24 protein-coding genes and 1 tRNA gene are annotated in these 24,158 nt (G+C 69.1%); 19 read left to right on the forward strand and 6 right to left on the reverse strand.

From position 1 onward, the window contains the following. The first annotated feature begins 3 nt into the window (after positions 1-3). The 10 genes from HDC31_RS05705 (at position 4) to HDC31_RS05750 (ending at position 10,015) form a co-directional block, all read left to right on the forward strand. The gene (locus HDC31_RS05705; RefSeq protein ID WP_058632520.1) at positions 4-1,074 is read left to right on the forward strand and encodes a DUF1648 domain-containing protein; all 1,071 of its coding nucleotides are present in this window, start codon (positions 4-6) and stop codon (positions 1,072-1,074) included. Then, entirely contained in the window at positions 1,071-2,021 is a 951-nt protein-coding gene (locus tag HDC31_RS05710) for a CPBP family intramembrane glutamic endopeptidase (protein ID WP_113680110.1), read from the forward strand. The genes HDC31_RS05705 and HDC31_RS05710 overlap by 4 nt, the downstream gene beginning before the upstream one ends. 31 nt (positions 2,022-2,052) lie before the next feature. Beyond that, positions 2,053-2,712 (forward strand): O-methyltransferase, encoded by a 660-nt coding sequence (locus tag HDC31_RS05715; protein WP_061015571.1) that lies wholly within the window; start codon positions 2,053-2,055, stop codon positions 2,710-2,712. A 97-nt stretch (positions 2,713-2,809) separates the two neighbouring features. Beyond that, positions 2,810-4,090, forward strand: coding sequence for a phosphopyruvate hydratase (eno, locus tag HDC31_RS05720; protein ID WP_046749639.1), 1,281 nt, complete (start codon positions 2,810-2,812; stop codon positions 4,088-4,090). A 73-nt stretch (positions 4,091-4,163) separates the two neighbouring features. Then, the gene (locus HDC31_RS20500; RefSeq protein WP_179515898.1) at positions 4,164-4,769 is read left to right on the forward strand and encodes a septum formation initiator family protein; all 606 of its coding nucleotides are present in this window, start codon (positions 4,164-4,166) and stop codon (positions 4,767-4,769) included. Positions 4,770-4,816: 47 nt separating this feature from the next. Beyond that, a complete protein-coding gene (locus tag HDC31_RS05730) occupies positions 4,817-5,359 on the forward strand; it encodes a DUF501 domain-containing protein (RefSeq protein ID WP_179515899.1) in 543 nt (180 codons plus the stop codon). Next, positions 5,356-6,663, forward strand: coding sequence for a S8 family serine peptidase (locus HDC31_RS05735; protein WP_046749637.1), 1,308 nt, complete (start codon positions 5,356-5,358; stop codon positions 6,661-6,663). The genes HDC31_RS05730 and HDC31_RS05735 overlap by 4 nt, the downstream gene beginning before the upstream one ends. A 25-nt stretch (positions 6,664-6,688) precedes the next feature. Beyond that, positions 6,689-8,197 (forward strand): NAD(P)/FAD-dependent oxidoreductase, encoded by a 1,509-nt coding sequence (locus tag HDC31_RS05740; RefSeq protein WP_113681480.1) that lies wholly within the window; start codon positions 6,689-6,691, stop codon positions 8,195-8,197. A 291-nt stretch (positions 8,198-8,488) separates the two neighbouring features. Next, positions 8,489-9,343 (forward strand): cation-transporting ATPase, encoded by an 855-nt coding sequence (locus HDC31_RS05745; RefSeq protein ID WP_179515900.1) that lies wholly within the window; start codon positions 8,489-8,491, stop codon positions 9,341-9,343. 6 nt (positions 9,344-9,349) lie between these two features. Next, positions 9,350-10,015, forward strand: a complete 666-nt coding sequence (locus tag HDC31_RS05750) for a DedA family protein (RefSeq protein WP_046749635.1) — start codon at positions 9,350-9,352, stop codon at positions 10,013-10,015. 10 nt (positions 10,016-10,025) lie between these two features. Here the strand turns inward: HDC31_RS05750 and HDC31_RS05755 are convergent. After that, positions 10,026-10,098 (reverse strand) — tRNA-Leu (locus HDC31_RS05755). 85 nt (positions 10,099-10,183) lie between these two features. Here HDC31_RS05755 and HDC31_RS05760 point away from each other — a divergent pair. The 3 genes from HDC31_RS05760 (at position 10,184) to HDC31_RS05770 (ending at position 13,396) form a co-directional block, all read left to right on the forward strand. After that, positions 10,184-11,431: an alanine racemase gene (locus HDC31_RS05760; RefSeq protein ID WP_113681656.1), complete on the forward strand. Its 1,248-nt coding sequence runs from the start codon at positions 10,184-10,186 to the stop codon at positions 11,429-11,431. After that, a complete protein-coding gene (locus HDC31_RS05765) occupies positions 11,428-12,741 on the forward strand; it encodes a D-arabinono-1,4-lactone oxidase (RefSeq protein ID WP_179515901.1) in 1,314 nt (437 codons plus the stop codon). Before HDC31_RS05760 ends, HDC31_RS05765 begins: the two co-directional genes overlap by 4 nt. An 88-nt stretch (positions 12,742-12,829) precedes the next feature. Beyond that, the gene (locus HDC31_RS05770; protein ID WP_046749632.1) at positions 12,830-13,396 is read left to right on the forward strand and encodes a LemA family protein; all 567 of its coding nucleotides are present in this window, start codon (positions 12,830-12,832) and stop codon (positions 13,394-13,396) included. A 39-nt stretch (positions 13,397-13,435) separates the two neighbouring features. On the opposite strand, the gene HDC31_RS05775 is transcribed toward HDC31_RS05770, so the two are convergent. Beyond that, positions 13,436-14,368, reverse strand: coding sequence for a hypothetical protein (locus HDC31_RS05775; RefSeq protein WP_147251349.1), 933 nt, complete (start codon positions 14,366-14,368; stop codon positions 13,436-13,438). Beyond that, positions 14,365-15,630: a winged helix-turn-helix domain-containing protein gene (locus HDC31_RS05780; protein WP_179515902.1), complete on the reverse strand. Its 1,266-nt coding sequence runs from the start codon at positions 15,628-15,630 to the stop codon at positions 14,365-14,367. Before HDC31_RS05780 ends, HDC31_RS05775 begins: the two co-directional genes overlap by 4 nt. An 87-nt stretch (positions 15,631-15,717) precedes the next feature. Here HDC31_RS05780 and HDC31_RS05785 point away from each other — a divergent pair, with 87 nt between their 5' ends. Together HDC31_RS05785 and ilvA are read left to right on the forward strand one after the other, a co-directional pair. Then, a complete protein-coding gene (locus HDC31_RS05785) occupies positions 15,718-16,914 on the forward strand; it encodes an AI-2E family transporter (RefSeq protein WP_046749629.1) in 1,197 nt (398 codons plus the stop codon). After that, positions 16,911-18,140: a threonine ammonia-lyase gene (gene ilvA, locus HDC31_RS05790; RefSeq protein WP_046749628.1), complete on the forward strand. Its 1,230-nt coding sequence runs from the start codon at positions 16,911-16,913 to the stop codon at positions 18,138-18,140. The genes HDC31_RS05785 and ilvA overlap by 4 nt, the downstream gene beginning before the upstream one ends. Before the next feature lie 70 nt (positions 18,141-18,210). Here the strand turns inward: ilvA and greA are convergent, their stop codons facing one another. Then, positions 18,211-18,699, reverse strand: coding sequence for a transcription elongation factor GreA (gene greA, locus HDC31_RS05795; RefSeq protein ID WP_045262727.1), 489 nt, complete (start codon positions 18,697-18,699; stop codon positions 18,211-18,213). Positions 18,700-18,796: 97 nt separating this feature from the next. Then, on the reverse strand, positions 18,797-19,183 hold the full coding sequence (locus HDC31_RS05800) for a DUF4307 domain-containing protein (RefSeq protein WP_046749627.1): 387 nt from the start codon (positions 19,181-19,183) through the stop codon (positions 18,797-18,799). 67 nt (positions 19,184-19,250) lie between these two features. On the opposite strand from HDC31_RS05800, the gene HDC31_RS05805 reads away from it, so the two are divergent. Continuing rightward, the gene (locus HDC31_RS05805; RefSeq protein ID WP_113681658.1) at positions 19,251-19,544 is read left to right on the forward strand and encodes a hypothetical protein; all 294 of its coding nucleotides are present in this window, start codon (positions 19,251-19,253) and stop codon (positions 19,542-19,544) included. Positions 19,545-19,551: 7 nt separating this feature from the next. Here HDC31_RS05805 and HDC31_RS05810 read toward each other — a convergent pair whose 3' ends face one another. Next, positions 19,552-20,283, reverse strand: a complete 732-nt coding sequence (locus HDC31_RS05810) for a hemolysin III family protein (protein ID WP_113681659.1) — start codon at positions 20,281-20,283, stop codon at positions 19,552-19,554. A gap of 97 nt (positions 20,284-20,380) precedes the next feature. On the opposite strand from HDC31_RS05810, the gene HDC31_RS05815 reads away from it, so the two are divergent. The 3 genes from HDC31_RS05815 to HDC31_RS05825 all read left to right on the forward strand — a co-directional run bounded on the left by HDC31_RS05815 (position 20,381) and on the right by HDC31_RS05825 (position 23,873). Further along, positions 20,381-21,160 (forward strand): isoprenyl transferase, encoded by a 780-nt coding sequence (locus HDC31_RS05815; protein ID WP_046749846.1) that lies wholly within the window; start codon positions 20,381-20,383, stop codon positions 21,158-21,160. Between the two features lie 41 nt (positions 21,161-21,201). Next, positions 21,202-22,332 (forward strand): aminotransferase class V-fold PLP-dependent enzyme, encoded by a 1,131-nt coding sequence (locus HDC31_RS05820; RefSeq protein ID WP_113681660.1) that lies wholly within the window; start codon positions 21,202-21,204, stop codon positions 22,330-22,332. Between the two features lie 158 nt (positions 22,333-22,490). Then, positions 22,491-23,873: a PhoH family protein gene (locus HDC31_RS05825; RefSeq protein ID WP_046749845.1), complete on the forward strand. Its 1,383-nt coding sequence runs from the start codon at positions 22,491-22,493 to the stop codon at positions 23,871-23,873. The last annotated feature ends 285 nt before the right edge of the window (positions 23,874-24,158 follow it).

The raw sequence follows: 24,158 nt of genomic DNA on the forward strand, positions 1-24,158 counted from the left end.
GCCATGAGCGATCACGAAACCACCCACGACCTCACGCGCACACCGCCTCCGCTGCTGCGACGCGCCCGGCTGGCCTTCTTCCTCGTCGCGGTGATCCTGCCGGTCGTCATCACGGCGATCGCCGTCGTGGTCCTGCTGACGTGGTTGCCCGCGCTGCCGCCGGAGGTCGCGACGCACTGGGGGCTGAACGGTGCCGACGGCTTCGGAGCTCCGGCCACGTACCTCTGGATCCTCCTCGGTGTCGGCCTCGGGCTGCCCGTGCTGATGGCCATCGTGACACTCGCCGCGGTCGGTGCGCACTGGGGCGGCGCTGCACGGATGATGGGCGCGCTCGCCGCCGGCATGTCGTCCCTCGCCGCCGTCATGAGCCTCGGTTCGCTCGCGATCCAGCGCGACCTCGCCGACCCGGCTGACGCTCCGGGGATCGGCGGCGTCATGGCCCTGGCCTTCGGGGCGCTCGCGGTGGTCGGTGCCATCGCGTGGGTCGTGCAGCCGCGAGTGCGAGCGGAACAGGGACGCACACTCGAGCCTCGGTACGCCGTGCACGTCGCGAAGGGGGAGCGCGTCGTGTGGGTCGCCACGACCACGATGCCGCGCGGGGCGCTCCTGCTCCTTTTCGTCGTGCTCTTCGGCCTCGTCGTGGTCGCCGCGTTCATGCTGGGCACCGGCGTCGAGGGCGGCTGGATCGTCGCGGTGGTCGCGCTCGTCGTGGGCTTCGCGGTGGCGGCGACCACGTCCTTCCGTATCAAGGTCACGCCCGAAGGCTTCTCCGCCCGCTCCCTGCTGGGGTGGCCGCGTGTTCGCATCCCTCTCGATGAGGTCGAGTCCGCCCGCGCCGTGGACATCTCGCCGTTCGGTGAGTTCGGCGGATGGGGATGGCGCATCGCCGTCGACGGCCGCACGGGCATCGTCATGCGACGTGGCGCGGCGATCGAGGTGTCCCGCCGCGGTCGACGGCCCTTCATCGCGACGATCGACGGTGCGGAAGAAGCTGCCGCACTGCTGCAGTCCTATGTCGACCGCTCGCGAACACCGGATTCCCCCTCGACCGACGACGGAAAGGCGACCTCATGAACGACCGGATCCTGCACGCGCGTCGCGTGCCCTGGGCCGCGGTGATCGTCTTCGTGGCGGTGTCCTTCGCCCTCGCCTGGCTCGTGGCGCTGCCACTGTGGCTGGGCGACGGTCTCGCCGAGCCGATGTCGGTCTTCCTGCTGCCGATCATGATGTTCACCCCCGCGATCGCCGCGCTGGTGGTGACGTTCCTGATGCGCGTCCCCGCGCCAGGGCGGCGCGCCCGCTTCCTCGGACTGTGGCCGTTGCGCCCCGCGAAACGCGTGATCTGGCTCATGGTGGCTGGCTGGCTCGCGCCGCCGCTCCTGGTGGCACTGGGCATCCTGTTGTCCGCGGCTCTCGGCTTCGTGCAGCTCGACCTGACGTTCGCGGCCTTCGCCGCCGAGCTGGAGAAGGCCGTCCCGGCCGGTACGCCGCTTCCTCCCGTCCAGGTCATCGTGTTCGCGCAGCTGGCGATGATCCCGGTCGGCGGGCTGTTCAACAGTCTCTTCGCATTCGGAGAGGAGCTCGGGTGGCGGGGCTGGCTGCTGCCGGCGCTGCGCCCGCTCGGGACCTGGCCTGCGCTGATCCTCAGTGGCGTGATCTGGGGCCTCTGGCACAGTCCGGTCATCCTGCTCGGCTACAACTTCGGGCGCACTGACATCACCGGGGTGCTGTTCATGGTCGGCGGATGCGTGGCCTGGGGCATCCTGCTCGGCTGGCTGCGTCTGCGGTCGGCCTCCGTGTGGCCGGCCGTGATCGCGCACGGCTCGTTGAACGCGGCTGCGGGGATGGTCATGATCTTCGCCGCTGCGCAGCCGGACCTCGCTCTCGCAGGTCCCCTGGGGGTCGCCAGCTGGGTCGTGATCGCCGCGGTCGTGCTCGTGCTCGTGTCGACCGGCCAGTTCCGACGGCAGCCCGAGCTCGCTGACGCGCCCGGTCGTCTGCTCTCCACGCCGCGCCCTTGACGGAGGGCAGCGGCGGGGGTTGGCTGAGGCCATGGAATCCACCCCCGCCGCCTGGTCCGATGCCGACTCCTACCTCGCCGACCTGCTCGTCGGTCCCGACCCCGACCTGGAGTCGGCGCTCGCCGCCCAGCGTGACGCGGGCATGCCCGAGATCGAGGTCGCTCCGGTGGCCGGCAAGCTCCTGCATCTGCTGGCCCGGATCAGCGGCGCGCGCAGGGTGCTCGAGATCGGCACCCTCGGCGGGTACTCCACGATCTGGCTCGCCCGCGCGGTGGGCTCCGATGGACGCGTCGTGACGGTCGAGGCGGAGGCGGACAACGCGGCGGTCGCACGCGCCAGCATCGACGCCGCGGGCGTCGGAGACCGCGTTGACATCCGGGTGGGCAGGGGAGCGGACGTGCTTCCGACCCTGGTCGGCGGATTCGACCTGGTGTTCATCGACGCCGACAAGGAGTCCAACACGATCTACCTCGACTGGGCGGCGAAGCTCGGTCATCCCGGCACCGTCATCGTTCTCGACAACATCGGGCGCGAGGGCGAGATCGTCCGTGACGACTCCGACGACCCCAAGGTCGTCGGCACGCGCGAAGGTCTGCGCATGCTGGGGGAGGACCCGCGCTTCGATGCCACGGCACTGCAGACCGTGGGAGCCAAGGGATGGGACGGCTTCGCGATCGCGGTCGTCGTCTGACGGGCGGGTCCTCGGAGCCGTCGGGAGGCCGGGCTAGACTGGGCGCGGATCGACGACGCTCCACACAACGTTTTCCCCCTGAGCAAGGAGCACATCAGTGGCACTGATCGAGGCTGTAGGCGCACGCGAGATTCTCGACTCGCGCGGAAACCCGACCGTCGAGGTGGAGGTCCTCCTCGACGACGGCATCGTGCAGCGGGCGGCCGTGCCGTCCGGTGCATCCACCGGCGCGTTCGAGGCGTACGAGCTCCGCGACGGCGACAAGAGCCGCTACGGCGGCAAGGGCGTGCTCAAGGCCGTCGAGGCCATCATCGACGAGCTCGGACCGGCGATCGAAGGCGTCGAGGCCAGCGAGCAGCGCATCGTCGACGAGATCCTCATCGAGGTCGACGGCACCGAGAACAAGAAGCGCGTCGGCGCCAACGCCATCCTCGGCGTGAGCCTCGCGGTCGCGAAGGCCGCGGCCGACTCGGCCGACCTTCCGCTGTTCCGCTACCTGGGCGGTCCGAACGCCCACGTGCTCCCCGTTCCGCTGTTCAACGTCATCAACGGTGGCGAGCATGCAGACAACGGCATCGACATGCAGGAGTTCTTCCTCGCGCCGATCGGTGCGGAGACCTACTCCGAGGCACTGCGCTGGGGCGTGGAGACCTACCACGTGCTGCGCGCCGAGCTGAAGGCCGCGGGCTACGCGACCGGCCTCGGCGACGAGGGCGGCTTCGCCCCCGACCTGCCCAGCAACCGCGAGGGTCTCGACTTCCTGGTGAAGGCGATCGAGAAGGCCGGCTTCACGCCGGGCACCGACATCGCGCTCGGCCTCGACGTCGCAGCCACCGAGTTCTTCAAGGACGGCGTCTACCGCCTCGACAACAAGGACTGGGACGCCGCCGCTCTCACCGAGTACTACGTCGGACTCGTCAACGACTTCCCGATCGTCACGATCGAAGACGCTCTGGCAGAGGACGACTGGGACAACTGGAAGCACCTGACCGAGGCGCTCGGCTCGAAGGTGCAGCTGGTCGGCGACGACCTGTTCGTCACCAACCCGCAGCGTCTCGCCGACGGCATCAAGCGCGGTGTCGCCAACTCGCTGCTCGTGAAGGTCAACCAGATCGGCACGCTCACCGAGACGTTCGACGCGGTCAGCCTCGCACAGCGCTCGGGCTACACCGCGATGCTGTCGCACCGTTCGGGTGAGACCGAGGACACCACGATCGCCGACCTGGTCGTCGCGACCAACGCCGGTCAGATCAAGGCCGGCGCGCCCGCTCGCAGCGAGCGCGTCGCGAAGTACAACCAGCTGCTGCGCATCGAGGAGGAGCTGGGCGACGCCGCGGTCTTCGCCGGCCGTTCCGCGTTCCCGCGCTACCAGGCCTGAGCGCACACACGCACGCAGAGCCGCCCGCGGGCGGTGAACACCGCCGCTGATGCGGCACGACGAAGGAGGAGCCGTGGCACGACGACCGGCTCCTCCTTCGCCGTCTCCGGGAGCGCACACGCCGAAACCCGCGGCGAAAGGCAAGGGCAGGGCGACGCCGAAGGCCCGCGCGACCTCGCCGTCGACCGCGCGCGCGGCGGCGCCTTCGACCGCGCGCGCGGCGGCGGGGAGCCGAGGCGGAGCCCCCCGCGTCGATGTGCGCGAGTGGGCTTCCGGCATCCGCCTCTCCGCCTTCTCCGTCATCATGCTCTCGCTGGTGGTGCTCGGTGCGTGGGTGCTGGTGCCGACGCTCGGGACCTTCATCGACCAGCGCCAGAAGATCGCAGCCCTCGAGGCCTCCGTGCAGGTGAGCGAAGACCAGATCGCGGCGCTCGAAGCCGAACGCGAGCGCTGGAACGACCCCGCGTACATCACGACGCAGGCCCGCGAGCGCCTCTATTACGTGAAACCAGGCGAGGTCGTCTACCTGATCGACAACGACCTCGATCCTGCTGCACTCCCGCGGGAGCAGGAGCCGGTGAGCGACACGCTCGTCGAGAAGCCGACGGACTGGATGCCGCAGCTGCTGCGCACCCTCGTGTCGTCCGGGCTCAGCGACACCGCCGCCGTCACTCGCTGAGCATCCGCTCCGAGCATCTTCCCCGCAGCCTCCCCTACGCTGGTGGGGTGACCACGCCGCCCTTCCCCGCCCCCACGCCCGCAGAACTCGCCGTCGTATCGGCCCAGCTCGGCCGTTCCGCCCGGGGTGTGGTGGGTATCGCGGCCCGTTGCGACTGCGGCAACCCGACGGTGGTCGCCACGACGCCGCGCCTGCCGGACGGCACGCCGTTCCCCACGTTCTACTACCTCACGCACCCTGCGGCGACGGCGGCGATGTCGACGCTGGAAGCCACCCAGGTGATGCCCGAGCTCGCCGCACTCATCGCCGAGGACGAGGACATGGCTGCGGCCTATCTCGCAGCCCACGAGGCCTACCTGGCGGATCGTGCCGAGTTCGGCGAGGTCCCCGAGATCGACGGCATCTCCGCGGGTGGCATGCCCACGCGCGTCAAGTGCCTGCACGCCCTGGCCGGGCATGCCCTGGCCGCCGGTCCTGGAGTGAACCCGATCGGCGACGCGGCGCTCGCGCGTTCCTCCTGGTCGCCCGCCGTCTGCCGCTGCGAAGACCCCGGCGCTGCCACCCGCGACGCGGCGGCCTCCACGGCATGACCGTGCGCCGGACGCTGCGCAGCGCTGCCGCCATCGTGGTGGTCGCAGCTTCCGTGCTGCTCATCGGGGCCACGGCCACCCCGCCACCGGTCCCGGACGACCCGGCCGACCCGGTCCGGGCCTCGGAGTACTGGCTCGACGGCGCGCGTATCCGCGAAGCCTGGCAGACCACACGTGGCGAGGGCGTGACGATCGCCGTGATCGACACGGGTATCGCCAAGGTGCCCTCCGTCTTCGGCGACGCCGTGGTCGGCGGAACCGACGTATCGGGAACCGGAACGCCGGATGGCCGCACCCCTCTGGGTGCCGTCGACGGCAATCACGGATCCTGGGTGGCGTCGCTCGCGGCCGGACGAGGCGCTCCCGACGGCACCGGGATGATCGGCGTCGCTCCGGAGGCGAACCTGCTCTCGATCTCCGTCGGATTCGGCGCCGCCGCGGCCGTGCCGTTCACGGAGCAGGTCGCGAAGGGCATGAAGTGGGCCGTCGACAACGGCGCCGACATCATCAACCTCTCCTTCACCACGAACACGCTCGATTGGGATGAGAGCTGGGATGAGGCATTCCTCTACGCGTTCCAGCACGACGTCGTGGTGGTCGTCGCGGCGGGGAACAGGGGGAGCGGCACGAACATCATCGGTGCTCCCGCGACCATCCCCGGGGTGCTGACGGTCGGCGGCGTCGACCAGACCGGCACGGCCAGCATCGAGGCCTCGACACAGGGCATCACGATCGGCATCTCCGCGCCCAGCGAAGGACTCATCGGAGTCTCCGCCGACGGGACCGTCACGCCGTGGCGCGGCACGAGCGGCGCAGCCCCGATCGTCGCAGGGGTCGCTGCCCTGATCCGCTCGGCGCACCCCGAGATCAAGGCGATCGACGTGATCAACCGCATCATCAAGACCGCCATCCCCGTCCCCGACGCGGTCAAACCGCAGGACCCGCTGTACGGGTATGGGCTGGTCGACGCCGCTGCCGCGATCTCCGCGAACCTTCCGGCGGTGAGCGAGAACCCGATGGGGGATCTCGCCGAGTGGATCCGCGTCTTCCGCCGTGCACAGACGGAGCCCGAGACGGCCGCGCCCGTCACGCCGGTAGACATCCCGCCTCTGCCGGCGGCCGACGCACCCACCGATCCCGGCTCACCGCTGCTTCCCAGCGCGGATTCATTGCGCTACGGTACCCTGCCGCTCATTGCGCTCACAGTCCCTGGTATCCTGATAGCGCTTGGCGTCACCGCTGCTGCCCGGCGCATCCGATCGGCGCGCATTTCCGTACGCCACACCCCCGACTCCGAGGAGTAGTTCTTCTGTGCCTCAGAACAGCACTGTGCCCAAGATCCTGATCGTCGGCGGAGGGTACGCGGGTTTCTACACCGCGTGGAAGCTCGAGAAGCACCTGCGCAAGGGCGAAGCCGACGTGACCATGGTCGACCCGCTGCCGTACATGACGTACCAGCCGTTCCTCCCCGAGGTCGCCGCGGGCTCCATCGAGGCCCGTCACTCGGTGGTCGCGCACCGCCGTCACCTCAAGCGCACCAACGTGCTCACCGCCAAGGCGACCAACATCAACCACGCCCAGAAGGTCGCGACCATCACGCCGCCGCTGGGAGAGCCGTACGAGTTCGCATACGACCAGATCGTCGTCACGGCGGGCGCCGTCTCGCGCACCTTCCCGATCCCCGGCATCGCCGACAACGCGATCGGACTGAAGACGATCGAAGAGGCCGTCGCGATCCGCGACAAGGTCATGTCGAACTTCGACAAGGCCGCCTCGCTCCCCGCCGGTCCCGAGCGCGACCGTCTGTTGACCGTCGTGGTCGTCGGTGGTGGCTTCGCCGGCATCGAGGTGTTCGCCGAACTCCGCTCGCTGGCGTCCGCGCTGGTCGGCAAGTACCCGCAGATCAGCTTCGAGGACACGCACTTCCACCTCATCGAGGCGATGGGCCGCATCATGCCCGAGGTCTCGCTGCAGACGAGCGAGTGGGTGCTCAAGGACCTCGCCAAGCGCGGCGCGAACGTGCACCTCGACACGCAGCTCACCAGTGCGGTCGACGGCAACGTCGAGCTCTCCACCGGCGAGGTCATCCCGACCGACGTCATCGTGTGGACAGCCGGCGTCATGGCCAACCCGACCGTCGTGCGCGGCGGAGATCTGCCGGTCGAGGAGCGCGGTCGCATCCAGACCCGCGCCGATCTGCGCGTCGGCACACCCGAGGCCTTCGTCGAGGGTGCATGGGCAGCCGGAGACGTCTCCGCTGTCCCCGATCTCTCGGGTGGTGGCGTCGGAGGCTTCTGCGTGCCGAACGCCCAGCACGCGGTCCGCCAGGCGAAGCTCCTCGCGAAGAACCTCGTGGCCGTGCTCCGGGGCGAGAAGCCCAAGGACTACTTCCACAAGAACCTCGGCGCTGTCGCAGGTCTCGGCCTGTACAACGGCGTCTTCCAGTCCGGCAAGATCGCGCTCAAGGGCTTCATCGCCTGGCTCGCGCACCGCGGTTACCACGGTCTCGCGATGCCGACGTGGGAGCGCAAGTGGCGCGTGCTGTGGGGCTGGTGGAACAACCTGTGGCTCGGCCGCGATCTCGTGAACCTCGAGACGGTGCAGAACCCGCGCTACGTCTTCGAGGAGTTCGCCGCGCGTCCGCGCCCGGCCGCTCCCGCTGCGCCCGTGGCTGATGCTCCGGCGAAGGCCGCCCCGGCGGAGAAGGCCGCTCCGGCGGAGAAGGCCGCTCCGGCGGAAAAGAAGCCCGCCGCGAAGAAGCCTGCTGCCAAGAAGCCGGCTGCGAAGAAGCCCGTCGCGGAGAAGACTCCCGAGACGGCGGAAGCAGCGGCGAAGTAACACCTTCTGCACGACGACGATCGGCCCCGAGCGCACTGCGCCGGGGCCGATCGTCGTCGTGGCGGGTCGTTCCGAGGCGACGCATAGGTGCGGTCGGTATCGTCTCGCGGGCAAGGGGAGTACTCCCAAATGCGGCGAAGTCGTCATTACGAGCTCGAGATCGTGCTCCGGCCCGCCGGCCCGTGAGGGTGGAGGAGACCTTGGCACCCGCATCGCGGGCTGCTGAGTGAACCCTGCCGTCGTCCCGACGTCGTGGATCCCCGGTGGTCCGCACCACGAAAGGGACCACTCATGGGAAAGCTCTCCCGATTGATCGGAATGGCCTCCGAAGCGCTGGAGAAGAATGCCTCCTCAGGGCGCAACGGCCACTCGGCCGGCGGATCGCGCTCGCGCGACGAATCCCGGTCGACGGATTGGAGCGGGATGCTGCGCGGCGCCGTCGACGCCGTGCGCGGGCAGGGGGATGCCGGACGGACTTCGCTGCCCGGTCCCGCAGCCGGTGCCCCGTACACGCCGCCGGCTGCCGGTGACCCGTACACGCCGCCCGCGGCTGGTGCCTCGCGCGCGTCGCAGTCCGTGACCGATGCCGATCGGGCGGCCATCGCCCGCTACGACTACCTTCTGCAGACGGCCGATCCGCAGCGTGTCGAGCAGATCCACCGCGAGGCGTTCGCGCGACTTTCGCCCGAGCAGCGTGCGCTCGTCGAGGCTCGAATGCGACAGGAACTTGCGCCAGGAGAGCGGCCGCGCTCCTCATCAGCCGACGACCTCGCCAGAGCGGCGGGTCGTGCAGAGGCGATGAACCCCGGACGGATGCGCGGACTGCTCTCGCGCGTGCGGGGCGCAGGCGTCGGTGGCGCTGCCGTCGCCGCAGGGGGCGCGACCGTCGGTCTTCTCGGCGTCGTGGCCGGAGGTGCGGTGGTCAGCACCGTGGCCGGGCCTCTGCTGGAGCAGGCGGCGAACATCGGCGTCGACTTCGGAGCGCTCGCAGAGGGCGTCGACATCGAGTCGCTCGCCGGCGGCGCAGGCGAGCTGATGGGGGCCGCCGGCGAGACGGTATCCGGGGTCGGAGAGGCAGCGAGTGGATGGGGCGAGCAGCTCGGCGATCTCGGCCTCCCCGGCATCGGCGACATCTTCGGGCGCTGACCCCGCATGGTTCCCACTGCTGCCGCCGAACACGGCTTCACCGGCCTCACCGGATTCGCCGCCGACGTCCTCACAGCCCTCGGAGACGTCGGCGTCGGCGTGCTCGTCTTTCTCGAGGTGCTCGTGCCGCCGATCCCGAGCGAGGTCATCCTGCCCTTTGCGGGATACCTGAGCCAGAGCGGCTCCCTGAATCTCGGGTGGCTGATCTTCTGGAGCACCTTGGCGTCGTGGCTGGGGGCGCTGCTGCTGTACTGGCTCGGTGCGGCGATCGGCATGGACCGGGCGGTGCGGATGCTCGCTGCCACGAAACTGGTGAGTCGCTCCGACCTCGAACGCGGATCCGAGTGGTTCGTGCGCAGTGGCGGCTGGACCGTCCTGGTCGGACGGATGGTTCCCGGTGTCCGCAGCCTCATCTCGATCCCCGCCGGCGCGTCGCGGATGAACCTCGTGACCTTCAGCGTCTACACGATCATCGGGAGCGGACTGTGGAACGCTCTTCTCCTCGGGGTCGGAGCGGCGTTGGGCACCCAGCACGAGCAGCTGGAGCAGTACCTCGGCTATCTCGACTACGCCGTCTACTCCGCCATCGCGATAGCTCTCGTCGTCCTGATCGTGCGCCGGATACGGGAGGCAGCGGGTGAGCGGAAGGCGGTCGCGCAGGGGGAGGACTGAGCGTCGGCGGTGCCCCCGCTGGGACTCGAACCCAGACTGAAGCGATTTTAAGTCGCCTGCCTCTGCCATTGGGCTACGGGGGCCTCCCGGTCAGCCTATCGCCGCGCTCGACTGCGACGCCGTGCCGTCAGGGGTGAACCGGAGTCCGCGAGGCCTTAGGGTGGGGGAGTGCTCGACCTCATCGATGAACTGAGCCCCGTCCACGGTGCCTCCGCGGTCGCCCCTGAGTGGGAGGACCCGGCCCGTTACTGGCCGCGCCTGTCCGCGGCGACAGGACACCTCCCGGCACCGGTGGCGGTGATCGACCGCGAGGCGCTCCGCTACAACGCGATGGACCTTCTGGTGCGGGCCGGTGGACTCCCGATCCGCGTCGCCTCGAAGTCCGTGCGGGTGCGCTCCGTGCTCGACGCCGTGCTGAAGCTGCCGGGGTTCCGCGGCATCCTCGCCTTCACGCTCGAAGAGGCGCTCTGGCTCGCCGAGACCCACGACGACATCATGCTGGGCTACCCGACCGTGGATCGCGCGGGACTGGCGCGGCTCTTCGCCGACGAGCAGGCCGCGCGGCGTATCACGCTGATGGTCGACGACCTCGTGCACCTCGATCTGATCGACAGCGTCGCGGGTCCCCGGTCGCGCCCCGAGCTCCGCGTCGCCATCGACGTGGATGCCTCCTGGCGGTCCTCGATCCTCGGCCACATCGGAGTGCGCCGCTCTGCTCTGTTCAGCGCGGGCGAGGTCGCCGCCTTCGCCCGAAAGGTGGTCGCCCGCCCCGGGTTCCGCCTCGTCGGATTGCAGATGTACGACGCGCAGATCGCCGGTCAGGGCGACGACGCCGGTCCCGATGCGCCGCTCATCCGCATGGTGCAGGCGCGCTCGCGCAACGAGCTGCGTGAGCGTCGAGCCGAGATCGTCGCCGCAGTCGGGTCCGTGGCAGCCCTGGAGATCCTCAACGGCGGGGGAACGGGATCGCTCGAGTTCACGGGCAGCGACGAGTCCCTCACCGAGGCGAGCGCGGGCAGCGGGCTGCTCGGCGGACACCTCTTCGACGGCTACCGGTCGTTCCGTCCCGCGCCCGCCTCCGCATTCGCGTTCGATGTGGTGCGCCGCCCCGCCGCCGACATCGCCACGGTGCTCGGAGGCGGGTGGATCGCCTCCGGCCCCGCTGTGGCTTCCCGGCAGCCGCGTGCTGTGTGGCCCGAGGGTCTCCACACCCTCTCCCGCGAAGCCGCCGGCGAGGTGCAGACGCCGCTGCAGGGGCCGGCGGCCGCGTCGCTCGGCGTGGGAGACCGTGTCTGGTTCCGCCATGCCAAGAGCGGTGAGCCGGCAGAGCGCATCGAGAGCTATCACCTGATCTCGGGCGACGAGATCGTCGACGAGCTGCCGACATACCGCGGCGAGGGAAAGGCCTTCCTGTGACGAGAATCGGCGGCACCTGGCAGAACTGGGGTCGCTCGGCGTCCGTGCGTCCGGTGCGCGTGGAGCGGCCGCGCAGCCCGGAGGGCGTGCAGCGCGCGGTGATCGCCGCGGTCAAGCACGGACTGCCCGTGAAGGCGGTGGGGGCCGGTCACAGCTTCACCGGCATCGCCATCGCTCCTGGTGTGCTGCTCGAGCTCGACGACCTGCAGGGCCTCGTCTCCGCCGACGCCGAGACCGGCCGGGTGACTCTGCTCGCCGGAACGCGGCTGCACCGCATCCCCGGGCTCCTGGCGCCGTACGGGCTCGCGATGGAGAACCTCGGCGACATCGATCGCCAGTCCATCGCCGGAGCGATCTCCACAGGCACCCACGGTACGGGAGCCGGATACGGCGGCCTCGCCACCCAGGTCGTCGGCGTCACGATGGTCACCGCCGCTGGCGAGTTCCTGCGGATCGACGAGGAGCACGAGAGCGAGCTCCTGCCTGCGGTGGCACTGGGACTCGGCGCCCTCGGCATCATCGTCGAGGTGACGCTGCAATGCGTGCCCGCGTTCGTGATGCACGCCATCGACGAGCCGGTCGCCCTGGACGAAGTGCTCGCCACCCTCGACGAGCGCGTCGCCTCATCCGACCACTTCGAGTTCTACTGGTTCCCGCACACCGACGTCGCCCTGACGAAGCGCCAGGCGCGTCTCCCGGAAGCGACGGTCCGCAAGCCGCTCCCTGTGGTCGGGCGATGGATCGACGAGACGGTGCTCTCGAACGGCGTCTACCGCGTCGTGTGCGCAGCCGGCCAGGTCGTCCCGGCGATCACGCCATCGTTCAGCCGGCTCGCGGTCAAGCTCACCGGCGATCGCGAGTACACCGAGCTGTCGCACCGCGTGCTCATCCAGAGCCGGACCGTGCGCTTCCGGGAGATGGAGTATGCGATCCCGGCCGAGAACGTCGTGGCGGCGTTCCAGGCAGTCAGGGCTCTCATCGACCGGCGCGGGTGGCGGATCGAGTTCCCGATCGAAGTGCGTTTCGCCGCAGCCGACGATCGCTGGCTCTCCACCGCTCACGGGCGCGACAGTGCGTACATCGCCGTGCATCGATACTGGCGAGCCGACCCCACGGAGTACTTCGGAGCGGTGGAGGAGATCATGCACGGGTTCGGCGGACGTCCGCACTGGGGCAAGCTCCACACGCTGACCGCGGAGACGCTCCGGGAGCGGTATCCGCGCTTCGACGACTTCATCGCACTGCGCGACCGGCTCGACCCGGAACGTCGGTTCGGCAACCGCTATCTCGAACGGGTGCTCGGCAGCTGAATCGACGGCGGCGGACGCCGCGTACGCCCAGTCCACGTGCAGGCTGCGCGTCTAGGATGAGAGAAACACGAGGAAGGGTGGGCCTCTGATGGAATGGCTCGTGCCGGTACTGATCGTTGTCGGAGTGATCCTGCTCGTCGGCATCTATCTGTGGGCCACGTACAACTCGCTGGTGCAGCTGAATGTGCGCGTCGACGAGGCGTGGAGCGGCATCACCGTGCAGCTCAAGCGACGAGCCGACCTCATCCCCAACCTCATCGAGACGGTGAAGGGCTACGCCTCGCACGAGAAGGCGGTCTTCGAGAACGTCACCCGTGCGCGTGCCGAGACGCTGTCGGCGGGAGGGCCCGGAGAAGCCGGTATCGCCGAGGGGCACCTGCAGCAGGCTCTGCGCAGCCTGTTCGCGGTCGCTGAGGCGTATCCGCAGCTGCAGGCGAGCACCAACTTCCTCCAGGTGCAGCAGGCCCTGGTCGACACCGAGGACAAGATCCAGGCGGCGCGCCGGTTCTACAACGGCGGCGTGCGCGAGCTCAACACCAAGATCAAGGTCTTCCCCAACAACCTGTTCGCCAAGGGGCTGGGGTTCACCGAGCGCGAGTTCTTCGAGGTCGCCGACAGCAGCGCCATCTCGGAGCCTCCGCGCGTGCAGTTCTGACGCGTGCACTTCTGACGCACGGTTCGGCGACGGCGTTCGTCACCACGGTGAGAGCACGAGGTCGTCGGCGGTGAAGGACACGTCGCCGCGAAGCGTCCAGGAGTCCGTGCGGTACGTCGTCGTCCGTCCGGCGCCGTCTGCGCCGGTCCCCGTCACGGTGACGACCAGCACCCCGCCGTCCGCGGTGAAGCCTGCCGGGGTGAGAGTGACGGCGGGAGCCTCCTCGACCCGGTAGCGGAACCCGTCGACATCACGGAACTCCGTTCCCCAGGGGATGCGCAGTCCGCAACCGTCCGGCGTGTCGGTCCCGGGGACGGTGCACGCTTCGACGATGTCGTCCACGTGGTCTTGGGCGACCGCCGTCGCCTCCGGGCGCAGCGTGGCATCGACCACGGTCGTGACCTCGACGGCAGGCATGACCGTCACAGCGCTCTCGCCTTCGAGCAGCGTCGCCGGCATCGCAGAGACCGTGTACAGCGCGGGGAGGAGAGCGACCGCTTCGCCCGTGGGGACAGCGGTGGTGCCGATCGCGACGGAAGCACCGATGGTCGAGTCGAGGGTCACCCTGCCGAGCCCCGAGGAGTCGACACGCCAGCGGCCGTCGACCATGTCGAGCGCGAGCACTGCGTCGTGGGCATCTCCATCGAGCTCGAACGACACCTCCGCCGCCGCCGCCGACGTGCTGCCGTTGCTGTGTCGCACGCGCGTGACCTCGGCGTCTCGCACCAGCGCGCTCGCGGCGTCGAAGGCGTCGAGTGCGGCCTCCGTGACCACGATCCCGGTGGCCCGCACGGTGTCGGCATCGCCGGACTCCAGGGCTTGCAGGTACTCGAGTGCCGCTTCCTCCGGGGTGGTCGACCGCGCGGAGGATTGCCAGATCCACACCCCCGCGGCGAGGAGGACGACGACGACCGCGGCGCCGCTGATCACCCAGCGCCGCCGCACTCTGCTCCTGCGGGACTCCTTGTTCATGCGGGACTCTCTCGGGGATGCAGATGGCGGCGCACGGCCGGACCTGTTCCCGTGCCCGCGGCCAGGGCGGTGTGAAGCGCCGCCGTGGCGTCACCCCAACCGGACACCGAGATGTGCTCCAGACCCTGCCAGGCGGCGGCGAGTGCGAGTTCCCGAGCGATCGGCTCCGCGTCGCCGGGACGCGCCTGCGGCTCCCACCACGCGGATTGCACCTGCAGAGTCGATGTGGTCCGATCGGCCTTGAGGTCCACCCGTGCGACGATGCGGTCGCCGACGAGCACAGGCAGGGAGTAGTAGCCGAATCGCCGCTTCTCGGCCGGCACGTAGATCTCGATGCGATAGTCGAGGTCGAATGCACGGAGGGCCCGGTCCCGGAACCACACCACAGGGTCGAACGGCGTCAGGATCGCCGCCGTATCCACTCTGCGCGGCAGCACCGCATCCTGATGCCGCCAGGCGGGGAGCGGGCGCCCGCCATGTTCCCAACCCCGCACCTTCACCGGGATCAGCTCACCCGAATCCACGAGCTGGGCGATCGAGCGGGCGACTGCGGCGCGGTCGCGAATGCGGTAGTAGTCGGCGAGATCCGACTGTGTGGCGACGCCACTCGATCGCGCCGCGCGCCGGCTCAGCTCGAGGATGGACTCGGCGCGGGACACCTCCCGTGAGCGGATGGTGTCGGGAATGACATGCTCCGCCAGCGCGTACGTGCGCTCGAATCCGCGACGCCCGCTGATCGCGACGTCACCGGTGCGCCACAGGTGCTCGAGCGCGAGTTTCACATCGTCCCAGTCCCACCAGGTGCCGCGCTCCCGCGGTGCGTCTTCGCGGAGGTCGGCCGGTCGCAGCGGACCGCGCGCACGCAGCTCGTCCGTCACCCACTGCACGGTGCGGGCGTTGCTGCTCATCCACGAGTCCTCGCCCGCCCAGCGTCGGCGGAAGTCGTCCATGCGGAAGCGCCACAACGGCCAGTCCTCGACAGGGATGAAAGTGGCCTCGTGGGCGAGGTACTCGACGTAGTGCGTCGTGCGGGAGAGGAAGATGCGGTCGAGCAGCGCGGGGTCGTACGCGCCGAGCCGTGAGAACAGCGGGAGGTAGTGCGATCGCGCGAACACGTTCACGGAGTCGATCTGCAGGACTCCGAGCCGGTCCATGACCCGGTGCACGTGCCGCCCCGCGACCGTCGCCGGTCGTGCTCGGGTGAATCCCTGAGCGGCCAGCGCGATGCGACGTGCCTGGGTCGAGCTGAGGGTGTCTGTCACCTCGCCAGGGTAGCGCCGCGCGCCGACATCGCTCCGCGCTCGGAAAGATGCGTTCGAGGGCATACGGCATGACCTTAGACTTGGGCGATGAGCGACGACCAGCGACCCCGGCTGCGTGATCTCTTCCGTCCGCGCCCGGTCTCCACCGACCGCACCGTGACGACCGAGGCCGACGAGACCGTGCCCCTGCCGTTGCGGATCACCGCGAGCTACGCCTGGCGGCTGCTGATCATCGCCGCTGCGATCGGCGTCTTCATCTGGCTCGTGATGCTGCTCAAGCTCCTGGTCATCCCCCTCATGGTCGGCATCCTCATCACGGCGCTGCTGTGGCCCGCGTTCTCGTGGATGCTGCGACGCGGCCTCCCGCGATGGCTGGCGATCGCCATCTCGCTCATCGGGACGGCCGCCATCGTCACCGGGCTGATGTGGCTCGTCGTCTGGCAGGTGCGCGCACAGCTTCCCGACGTGCAGGAGCGGTCGACCGAGGCGTTCGATCAGTTCCAGGTGTGGCTGCACGACGGGCCGCTGAATCTCTCGGACACCCAGATCGCCGACTACCTCCAGCAGGGTCTCGACCTCATCAGCGAGCAGGCACAGGTGCTCTGGACGGGCGCACTCGCGATCGGCACGACCGTCGGCCACGTCGCCACGGGCGCCCTGCTCGCACTCTTCATCCTCATCTGCCTGCTGGCCGATGGAGCCGGGATCTGGCGCTGGACCCTCAAGATCTTCCCGCGTCGCGCCCGTCCGGCCGTCGACGGCGCCGCCCGCAACGGTTGGACGACGATCGTCAACTACGCGCGCACGCAGCTTTTCGTGGCCACCATCGATGCGATCGGCATCGGCCTCGGCGCCTTCCTGCTGCAGGTTCCGCTCGCGCTCCCTGTGGCGGTTCTCGTGTTCCTGGGCTCCTTCATCCCGATCGTCGGTGCCGTGGTGACCGGCGCGGTCGCCGTCTTCCTCGCCCTCGTCTACAACGGGCCGTGGATCGCTCTGTGGATGCTCGTCGTGGTGCTGGCGGTCCAGCAGATCGAGGGACACATCCTGCAGCCGATCATGATGGGTTCCGCGGTCAAGGTGCACCCGCTCGCCGTCGTGCTCGTCGTGGCCGGAGGAGCGATGATCGCCGGAATCCCCGGCGCCCTGTTCGCGGTCCCGTTGGCGGCGTTCGTCAACGTCGCCGCCGTGACCATCAGCTCGGGTTCCTGGCGCACCGGCGTCGGACCGAGCGGAGATCTGATCTGGAGCACAGTTCCGCGCGAGCGGAGACGGAGGAATCGATGAGCGCAGTCCCCAGCCTGACCGAGTTCGAGCATGCCGCTCAGAGTCTGGCTGAGGTGATCTCGCACACTCCATCGCTGCCGTCGCGGGCCCTCTCCGACATCCTCGGGGCACCCGTCCTGCTCAAGATGGAGAATCTCCAGCGCACGGGCTCCTTCAAGATCCGCGGGGCGGCCTACCGGCTGTCCAAGCTGAGCGCCGAGGAGCGCGCCAGGGGAGTGGTCGCGGCCTCCGCCGGCAACCATGCCCAGGGGGTTGCCCTCGCCGCCCAAGCGCTCGGGATCCCCGCGACGATCTTCATGCCCCTGGGTGTGCCGGTGCCGAAGCTGCTCGCCACTCGCGGCTACGGAGCGGAAGTGGTGCTGGAGGGGGAGACGGTGGCGACATCGCTGCGTCTCGCCGCCGAGTTCTCCGAGCGCACCGGCGCGGTGCTGATCCACCCGTTCGATCACCGCGACGTCGTGATCGGGCAGGGCACGCTCGGGCTCGAGCTCCTGGAGGATGCGCCCGAGGTCGACACCGTCGTGCTCGGCATCGGCGGTGGAGGTCTCATCGCCGGGGTCGCCGCAGCTGTCAAGGCCCGTGCCGCCGAGCTCGGACGCTCGGTCAGGATCATCGGCGTGCAGGCGGAGAACGCCGCCGCCGTGCCGCCATCGCTCGAGGCGGGAGAGCCCGTCGACATCGTAACGAGGCCGACCATCGCCGACGGCATCCTGGTCGCGCGCCCCGGTGCGATCCCGTTCGACATCATCAAGGACCTCGTCGACGAGGTGGTCACGGTCTCCGACGATGATCTGGCGCGAGCCATCCTCATCCTCCTCGAGCAGGCGAAGGTCGTGGTCGAGCCCGCGGGCGCCGCGGGCGTCGCAGCCATCCTCGCCGGCAAGGTCACCGCGACGGGGACCACCATGGCCGTGCTGTCAGGTGGGAACATCGACCCGCTCCTGCTGCAGCGGGTCGTCTCGCACGGACTCGCCGCGTCCGGTCGATACCTCACGATCCGCATCCCGCTGCCCGACCGGCCCGGCCAGCTCGCCCGCGTGTCCGAGCTGATCGCGGAGGCCGGAGCGAACGTGATCGAGGCCATGCACACACGTCACGGACACGGGCTGCAGATCAGCGAGGTGATCCTCGAACTCAGCGTCGAGACCCGCGGTCCCGAGCACTCCGAGCACACGCTCGACACTCTGCGTCTGGCCGGCTTCGAGCCGATCCTCGTCCCGGATTGAGCACGACCGATCGCGCATACGGAAGCGCCCCCTCGTCCGAGCGGAGGAGGGGGCGCTTCCGTATGGCGTCTCAGCCGGTGTAGGTCTCGACGTTCACGATCTCGACGCTGATGTCGCGACCGTTGGGAGCCTCGTAGGACGACTTCTCGCCGACCTTGAGGCCGAGGATGGCCTGGCCGAGGGGGCTGGCCTCGCTGTACACGTCGAGGTCGCTGCCTGCGGCGATCTCGCGGCTGCCGAGGAGGAAGACCTCTTCGCCGCCGGCGACGAGGGCCGTGACGACGGTTCCGGGCTCGACGATCCCGCGGCTGGCGGGAGCCTCGCCCACCTTGGCGGTCTTGAGCAGACCCTCCAGAGTGCGGATGCGGGCCTCCTGCTTGCCCTGCTCGTCCTTCGCGGCGTGGTACCCGCCGTTCTCCTTGAGGTCGCCCTCTTCGCGGGCCGCCTCGATGCGCTTGGCGATCTCGTCGCGGCCGACAGTGGACAGGTGCTCCAGCTCGGCGACGAGCCGGTCGTACGCTTCCTGCGTGAGGAAGGGAACCTGAGCATCGGTGGACATGACGAAGCTCCTTCTTTCGGGATCCCTCCGGCATGCTGCGGGGGATATGCCAAGACGCCCCGGCACGGTGCCGGGGCGTCGTCTGTCTGGCACGAGTCTAGGCGACCCAGCAGGCGTTCACCAAACCTGTCGTGGCTTCCGCGACGGTCGGGATGGTGACCGAACGCGCCTGCGAGTGGCTATCTCCTGCTTCGATCTCGACGATCTTCCAGCCGACGACGCCGAACTCCTCGTCCAGCGCTTCGACGGCGCACACGACGTTCTTGCCCTGCACTCCGGTGACCTGGAAGGTGATGTTCACCGAGTGCTCGTCGACGAGTTCGAAGCCCAGATCGTCGGCGTCGACGGACGCCATCGACTGAGCGACGGTCATCCAGCCGAACGCGCCGAGCAGGATCACGGCGACCGCGCCGCCGACGATCCAGGGCGTGCGCCGCCGTCGGGTTCGGCCATAGCGTTCGTCGAGGTCTCGTGCGGTCGTCACAGGGGAGTCTTCCGGTCGTTAGGCTGGTGTTACCAGGTTATGCGACCTGCGTACGAAAGGCCGATTCATGTTCTCTCTGTCCGAGACCCCGATGCCGACGCCGAGCATGACCGTCGATCCGGTGTCGGTCACCCCGGGGTTCGTGGGCTTCGCCGCGATCGTCGTGGTCGTGATCGCGGTCATCCTCTTGATCTGGGACATGAACCGTCGTATCCGCCGTGTCCGCTACCGCGAAGAGGTGCGCGACGAGCTGGATGCCGAAGAGGCGGCGCGTCACACCGACGGCACGGCCGCCCCCGGAGCGGAGCCGTCGACCTCGGACCGGCCCGACGCTCCCGGAGACGACTCGCCCACGCGCTGACCGTGCGTCACGGCGCACCCAGCGAGGGAGAAAGCGGCGCCAGCGCGATCAGCAGGCACGCCGTCCAGTGGCACAGGAACGCGAGAACCGTGCACACGTGGAAGATCTCGTGGAACCCGAAATGGCCCGGCCAGGGGTTCGGCTTCTTGAGCGCGTAGACGATCGCGCCGCCCGTGTAGAGCAGACCGCCGACGATCACCAGCACCATCATCGCGGCGTTCGCGTTCATCAGATCGACGATGTACATCACGGCGGCCCAGCCCAGCAGCAGGTAGAGGGCCACGTAGAGCCAACGCGGCGCATTGATCCAGAAGACGCGGAAGAGGATGCCGACGAGGGTGCCGCCCCACACCAGGCAGAGCAGCAGGATGCCCTTCTGCGGTGGCAGCGCCAGCACGGCCAGAGGCGTATAGGTACCGGCGATGAGCAGCAGGATGTTGGCGTGGTCGATGCGCTTGAGCATCACCTTCACCTTCGGACTCCAGTCGATGCGGTGGTAGAGCGCGGAGTTGCCGAAGAGGAGCAGCGACGTGAGCATGAACACAGCGGAGGCCCACTTCGCCGCGGCTCCCTCGGCCACGACGATCAGGACGATTCCGGCGACCACGGCGACCGGGAAGGTGCCGGCGTGGATCCACCCTCGCCAGGTCGGTTTCACGTCGGTGGCCGCATCCGCGGCGGCTGCGTCCAGAAGGGGCAGCTGAGGGACGTCGGGACCGGAGTGCTCGGGAGTGCTCACGTGCTCACTCTAGGCGGCCCCGCATACCGCTCACGGCACATATATCCAGCGTTCCCACACGGTGCGGACGGCCGCGGCACGGTAGCGTAGGTGGGTGATTCCACGCGAGAGCCCGGTACGCGGGCCGCTGTACCGGCTCTACACGAGTCGGCTGCGTCGTCACCTCGATCCGGCTCGTGTGCCGCACCACGTCGCGATGATGATCGACGGCAATCGCCGTTGGGCCCGTCAGCTCGGGCTGGACACGCCCGCGGAGGGACACCGGGCGGGTGCGGCGAAGATGCGCGAGTTCCTGGAGTGGTGCGACGAGCTCGGTGTGCGGGTCGTCTCGCTCTACCTCCTCTCGAGCGACAATCTGAGGAAGCGGGATTCCGCGGAGCTCGCCGACCTCATCGAGATCATCGCGGAGCTGGCGGAGGCGCTGTCCCTGGAGGGGAACTGGCGGGTGAAGCACGTCGGCCGCTCCGACATCCTCCCCGCCGAGCTCGCGCGAGTGCTCTCCGACGCGGAGCAGCGCACGAAGGATCACACCGGGCTGCACGTGAACCTCGCGGTCGGGTACGGCGGGCGCAACGAGATCGTCGATGCGGTACGGAGCATCATCGCGAAGCACGAGGCGTCAGGCGGCACGCTCGAAGACCTCGCAGCCCACCTCACGCCCGAGATGATCGGCGAGCACCTGTACACCGGGGGACAGCCCGACCCCGATCTCGTGATCCGCACCAGTGGAGAGCAGCGGCTGAGCGATTTCCTCCTCTGGCAGAGTGCGCACAGCGAGTTCTACTTCGTCGAGGCGCTGGGGCCGGACCTCCGCCAGGTCGACTTCCTGCGTGCGATCCGGGACTATGCCGATCGGGACAGGCGCTTCGGGCGCTGACACGGCGGCGGGTCCGAGCGGAGCCGTGCCACAATGACGCAGTGAGCACTTTCCAGGACTATGTCGATTCCTTCGACAACGAGTCCGGCTACTTGAACTGGGCCGCCTTCGGGCCGCTGTCGCCGTCCGTCCGGGAAGAGGTCTTCGCCGATGCCGACCTGCTGGCAAGCGGACGGCCCTCCTCACTCGCTCTCGTCGGAGAGCGCATCGGCCAGGCACAGGAACTCGTCGCCGAGCTGCTGGACGCCGATGCGGCCGACGTCACGTTGCAGCCTTCTTCGACGCACGGGCTCATGCACGCGCTGTTCGGTCTCACCGGGGGAGTGATCGCGAGCACCGCCGAGTTCCCGAGCGTGAGCCTGACGGTGGAGCGCGCGTCGACGGCATCGCAGTGCGCCGTCACGCCGCGCTGGATCACGCCCGGTGACGGCCGCGTGACCCCTGATGCGGTGACCGATGTCCTCGACGACGATGTCGTCGCACTCGCTGTGAGCCACGTCGACTTCCGCACCGGCTTCCGCACCGATCTCGCCGCTCTCCGCGAGGCGATCGGTCCCGATCGGCTGCTCATCGTCGATGCCGTCCAGTCGTTCGGGGTGATCGACGTCGACTACTCTGCGGCGGATGTGGTGGTAGGGCACGGCTACAAGTGGTTGCGCGCCGGCCGCGGCAGTGCGTTCGGGTGGTTCTCCCCGCGCGCACGGGAGCGCATCGCCCCGGTGCTGTCCGGGATCACCGGTACGACGTCTCCCGGTCTGTTCGTCGACGAGCTGCCGGCACCCGCTCCGTCCGCGCGCGCCTTCACCGTCAGTCAGCCGGACACGCTCGCGGCAGGGCGACTCGCCATCGGGGTGCGGGACGTACGCGACGCCGGCGTCGCCGCCATCGAGGCACGGTTGGTCGAGAACGTCGACACCGTGATCGAGATCGCCGACCGTCACGGCATCGAGGTGAGCTCCCCGCGTGAGCGCCATCAGCGTGCCGGCATCGTGTCTCTCGCTCCGGCGGAACCCGGGCGCCTGGCCGCCGCGCTCGCGAACGCCGGGATCGTCGTGACGGCGCGGGGTGCGGCGGTGCGCATCGCTCCCCACGCAGGTACGGATGCCGCGAGCTTCGAGCTCCTCGACGACACCCTGCGTGCGTTCGGCAACGAGACGTTCATCAGCGCGTAACGAATCGCTGGCGTGTCGAGTTCGGGTTAATCGTCCGCACAGTCGTACGTTCTAGGCATCGGGCAAGGCGCCCGGTCGGGTCGGCCTCAGGTTGACGACTCGTGACCCCCTGGTCGACTCGTTCGAACTACCGGGATTCCCCGGGTCGGGAGTGGGTCGTGACCACACGTACAGCGCAGCAGGCCACCAGCACCGCGCAGCAGTCCACCCGTAAGACGACGAGACGAGCATCCTCCGCCGATCCGGATCAGGATCTGCGCACGTATGTCCTCGACACGTCCGTGCTGCTGAGCGATCCGCAGGCGTTCTTCCGGTTCGCCGAGCACTCGGTCGTCCTCCCCGTCGTCGTGATCACGGAGCTCGAGGGCAAACGCCACGATCCGGAGATCGGCTACTTCGCGCGACAGGCCCTTCGCCACCTCGACGATCTGCGCATCGAGCACGGGCGTCTCGACTTCCCCGTCGAGGTCGGCGAGGGCGGGACCCTCCGGGTCGAACTCGCGAACACCGACTCCTCGGTGCTTCCCGCGGGCATCCGCCTCAGCGACAACGACACCCGGATCCTCTCCGTCGCCATGCATCTCGCACAGGACGGCCAGGACGTCACGATCGTGTCGAAGGACCTGCCGATGCGCGTCAAGGCCGCCTCTCTCGGTCTGCGCGCCGAGGAGTACCTCGCCGAGCAGGCGGTGGACTCGGGGTGGACCGGGATCTCGACTCTCGACCTGTCCGGTGATGACATCAGCGACCTGTACGAGAGCGAGGTCGGCATCAGCGAGCAGGCTCGGGGGCTCCCGGTGAACACCGGCCTGATCATCCACTCCGAGCGCGGGTCGGCGCTCGGTCGCGTCACGGGAGACGGCGAGTACCGGCTCGTGCGCGGCGACCGCGACATCTTCGGCATGCACGGCCGCTCCGCGGAGCAGCGCATAGCGATCGATCTGCTCCTCGACCAGGAGGTGGGCATCGTCTCGCTCGGCGGGCGTGCGGGCACCGGCAAGTCGGCGCTCGCGCTGTGCGCAGGACTCGAAGCGGTGCTCGAGCGGCAGCAGCAGAAGAAGATCATCGTGTTCCGGCCCCTGTTCGCGGTCGGTGGGCAGGAGCTCGGCTACCTCCCGGGCGACCAGGGCGAGAAGATGGGGCCCTGGGGTCAGGCGGTGTTCGACACGCTGGGTTCGGTGGTGTCGGGCAACGTCATCGAGGAGGTCGTCGAGCGCGGACTGCTCGAGGTGCTCCCGCTCACCCACATTCGCGGAAGGTCCCTGCACGACGCGTTCGTGATCGTCGACGAGGCCCAGTCGCTCGAGAGGAACGTGCTCCTGACGGTGCTGAGCCGCATGGGACAGAACTCGCGCGTCATCCTCACCCATGACGTCGGTCAGCGTGACAACCTCCGCGTGGGTCGTCATGACGGCATCGCCAGCGTGATCGAGACCCTGAAGGGACATGATCTCTTCGGACACGTGACCCTGACGCGGTCGGAGCGTTCGGCCATCGCAGCCCTCGTCACCGAGCTCCTGGAGGGTGGAGAGCTCAGCTGACGACGGAAACAGCGGATGCCGCGAGGGCTCGGTCCTCGCGGCATCCGCTTCTTGGTCTCGGTGCAGCCCCCGATCGCATGGATACCGTCCGCTTGCATGATGATTCGCCGTTCCTAGTCATGCGATCGTCGGATGGTCATGCGCGTGAGAGGGGGGAGCAGGTCAGTCGGACTGCACAGCGGCCTGTTCTGCGCTCGTGTTCACCGATGGCGTGAAGGTGGGCCGGCCGAGCGGGCGTGGGCCCCCAGAATCGAACGATGATCGACGTCAATATGCTCCTCGGAC

The sequence above is a fragment of the Microbacterium sp. JAI119 genome (assembly GCF_013410135.1).
Classification (GTDB): Bacteria; Actinomycetota; Actinomycetes; order Actinomycetales; family Microbacteriaceae; genus Microbacterium; species Microbacterium oxydans.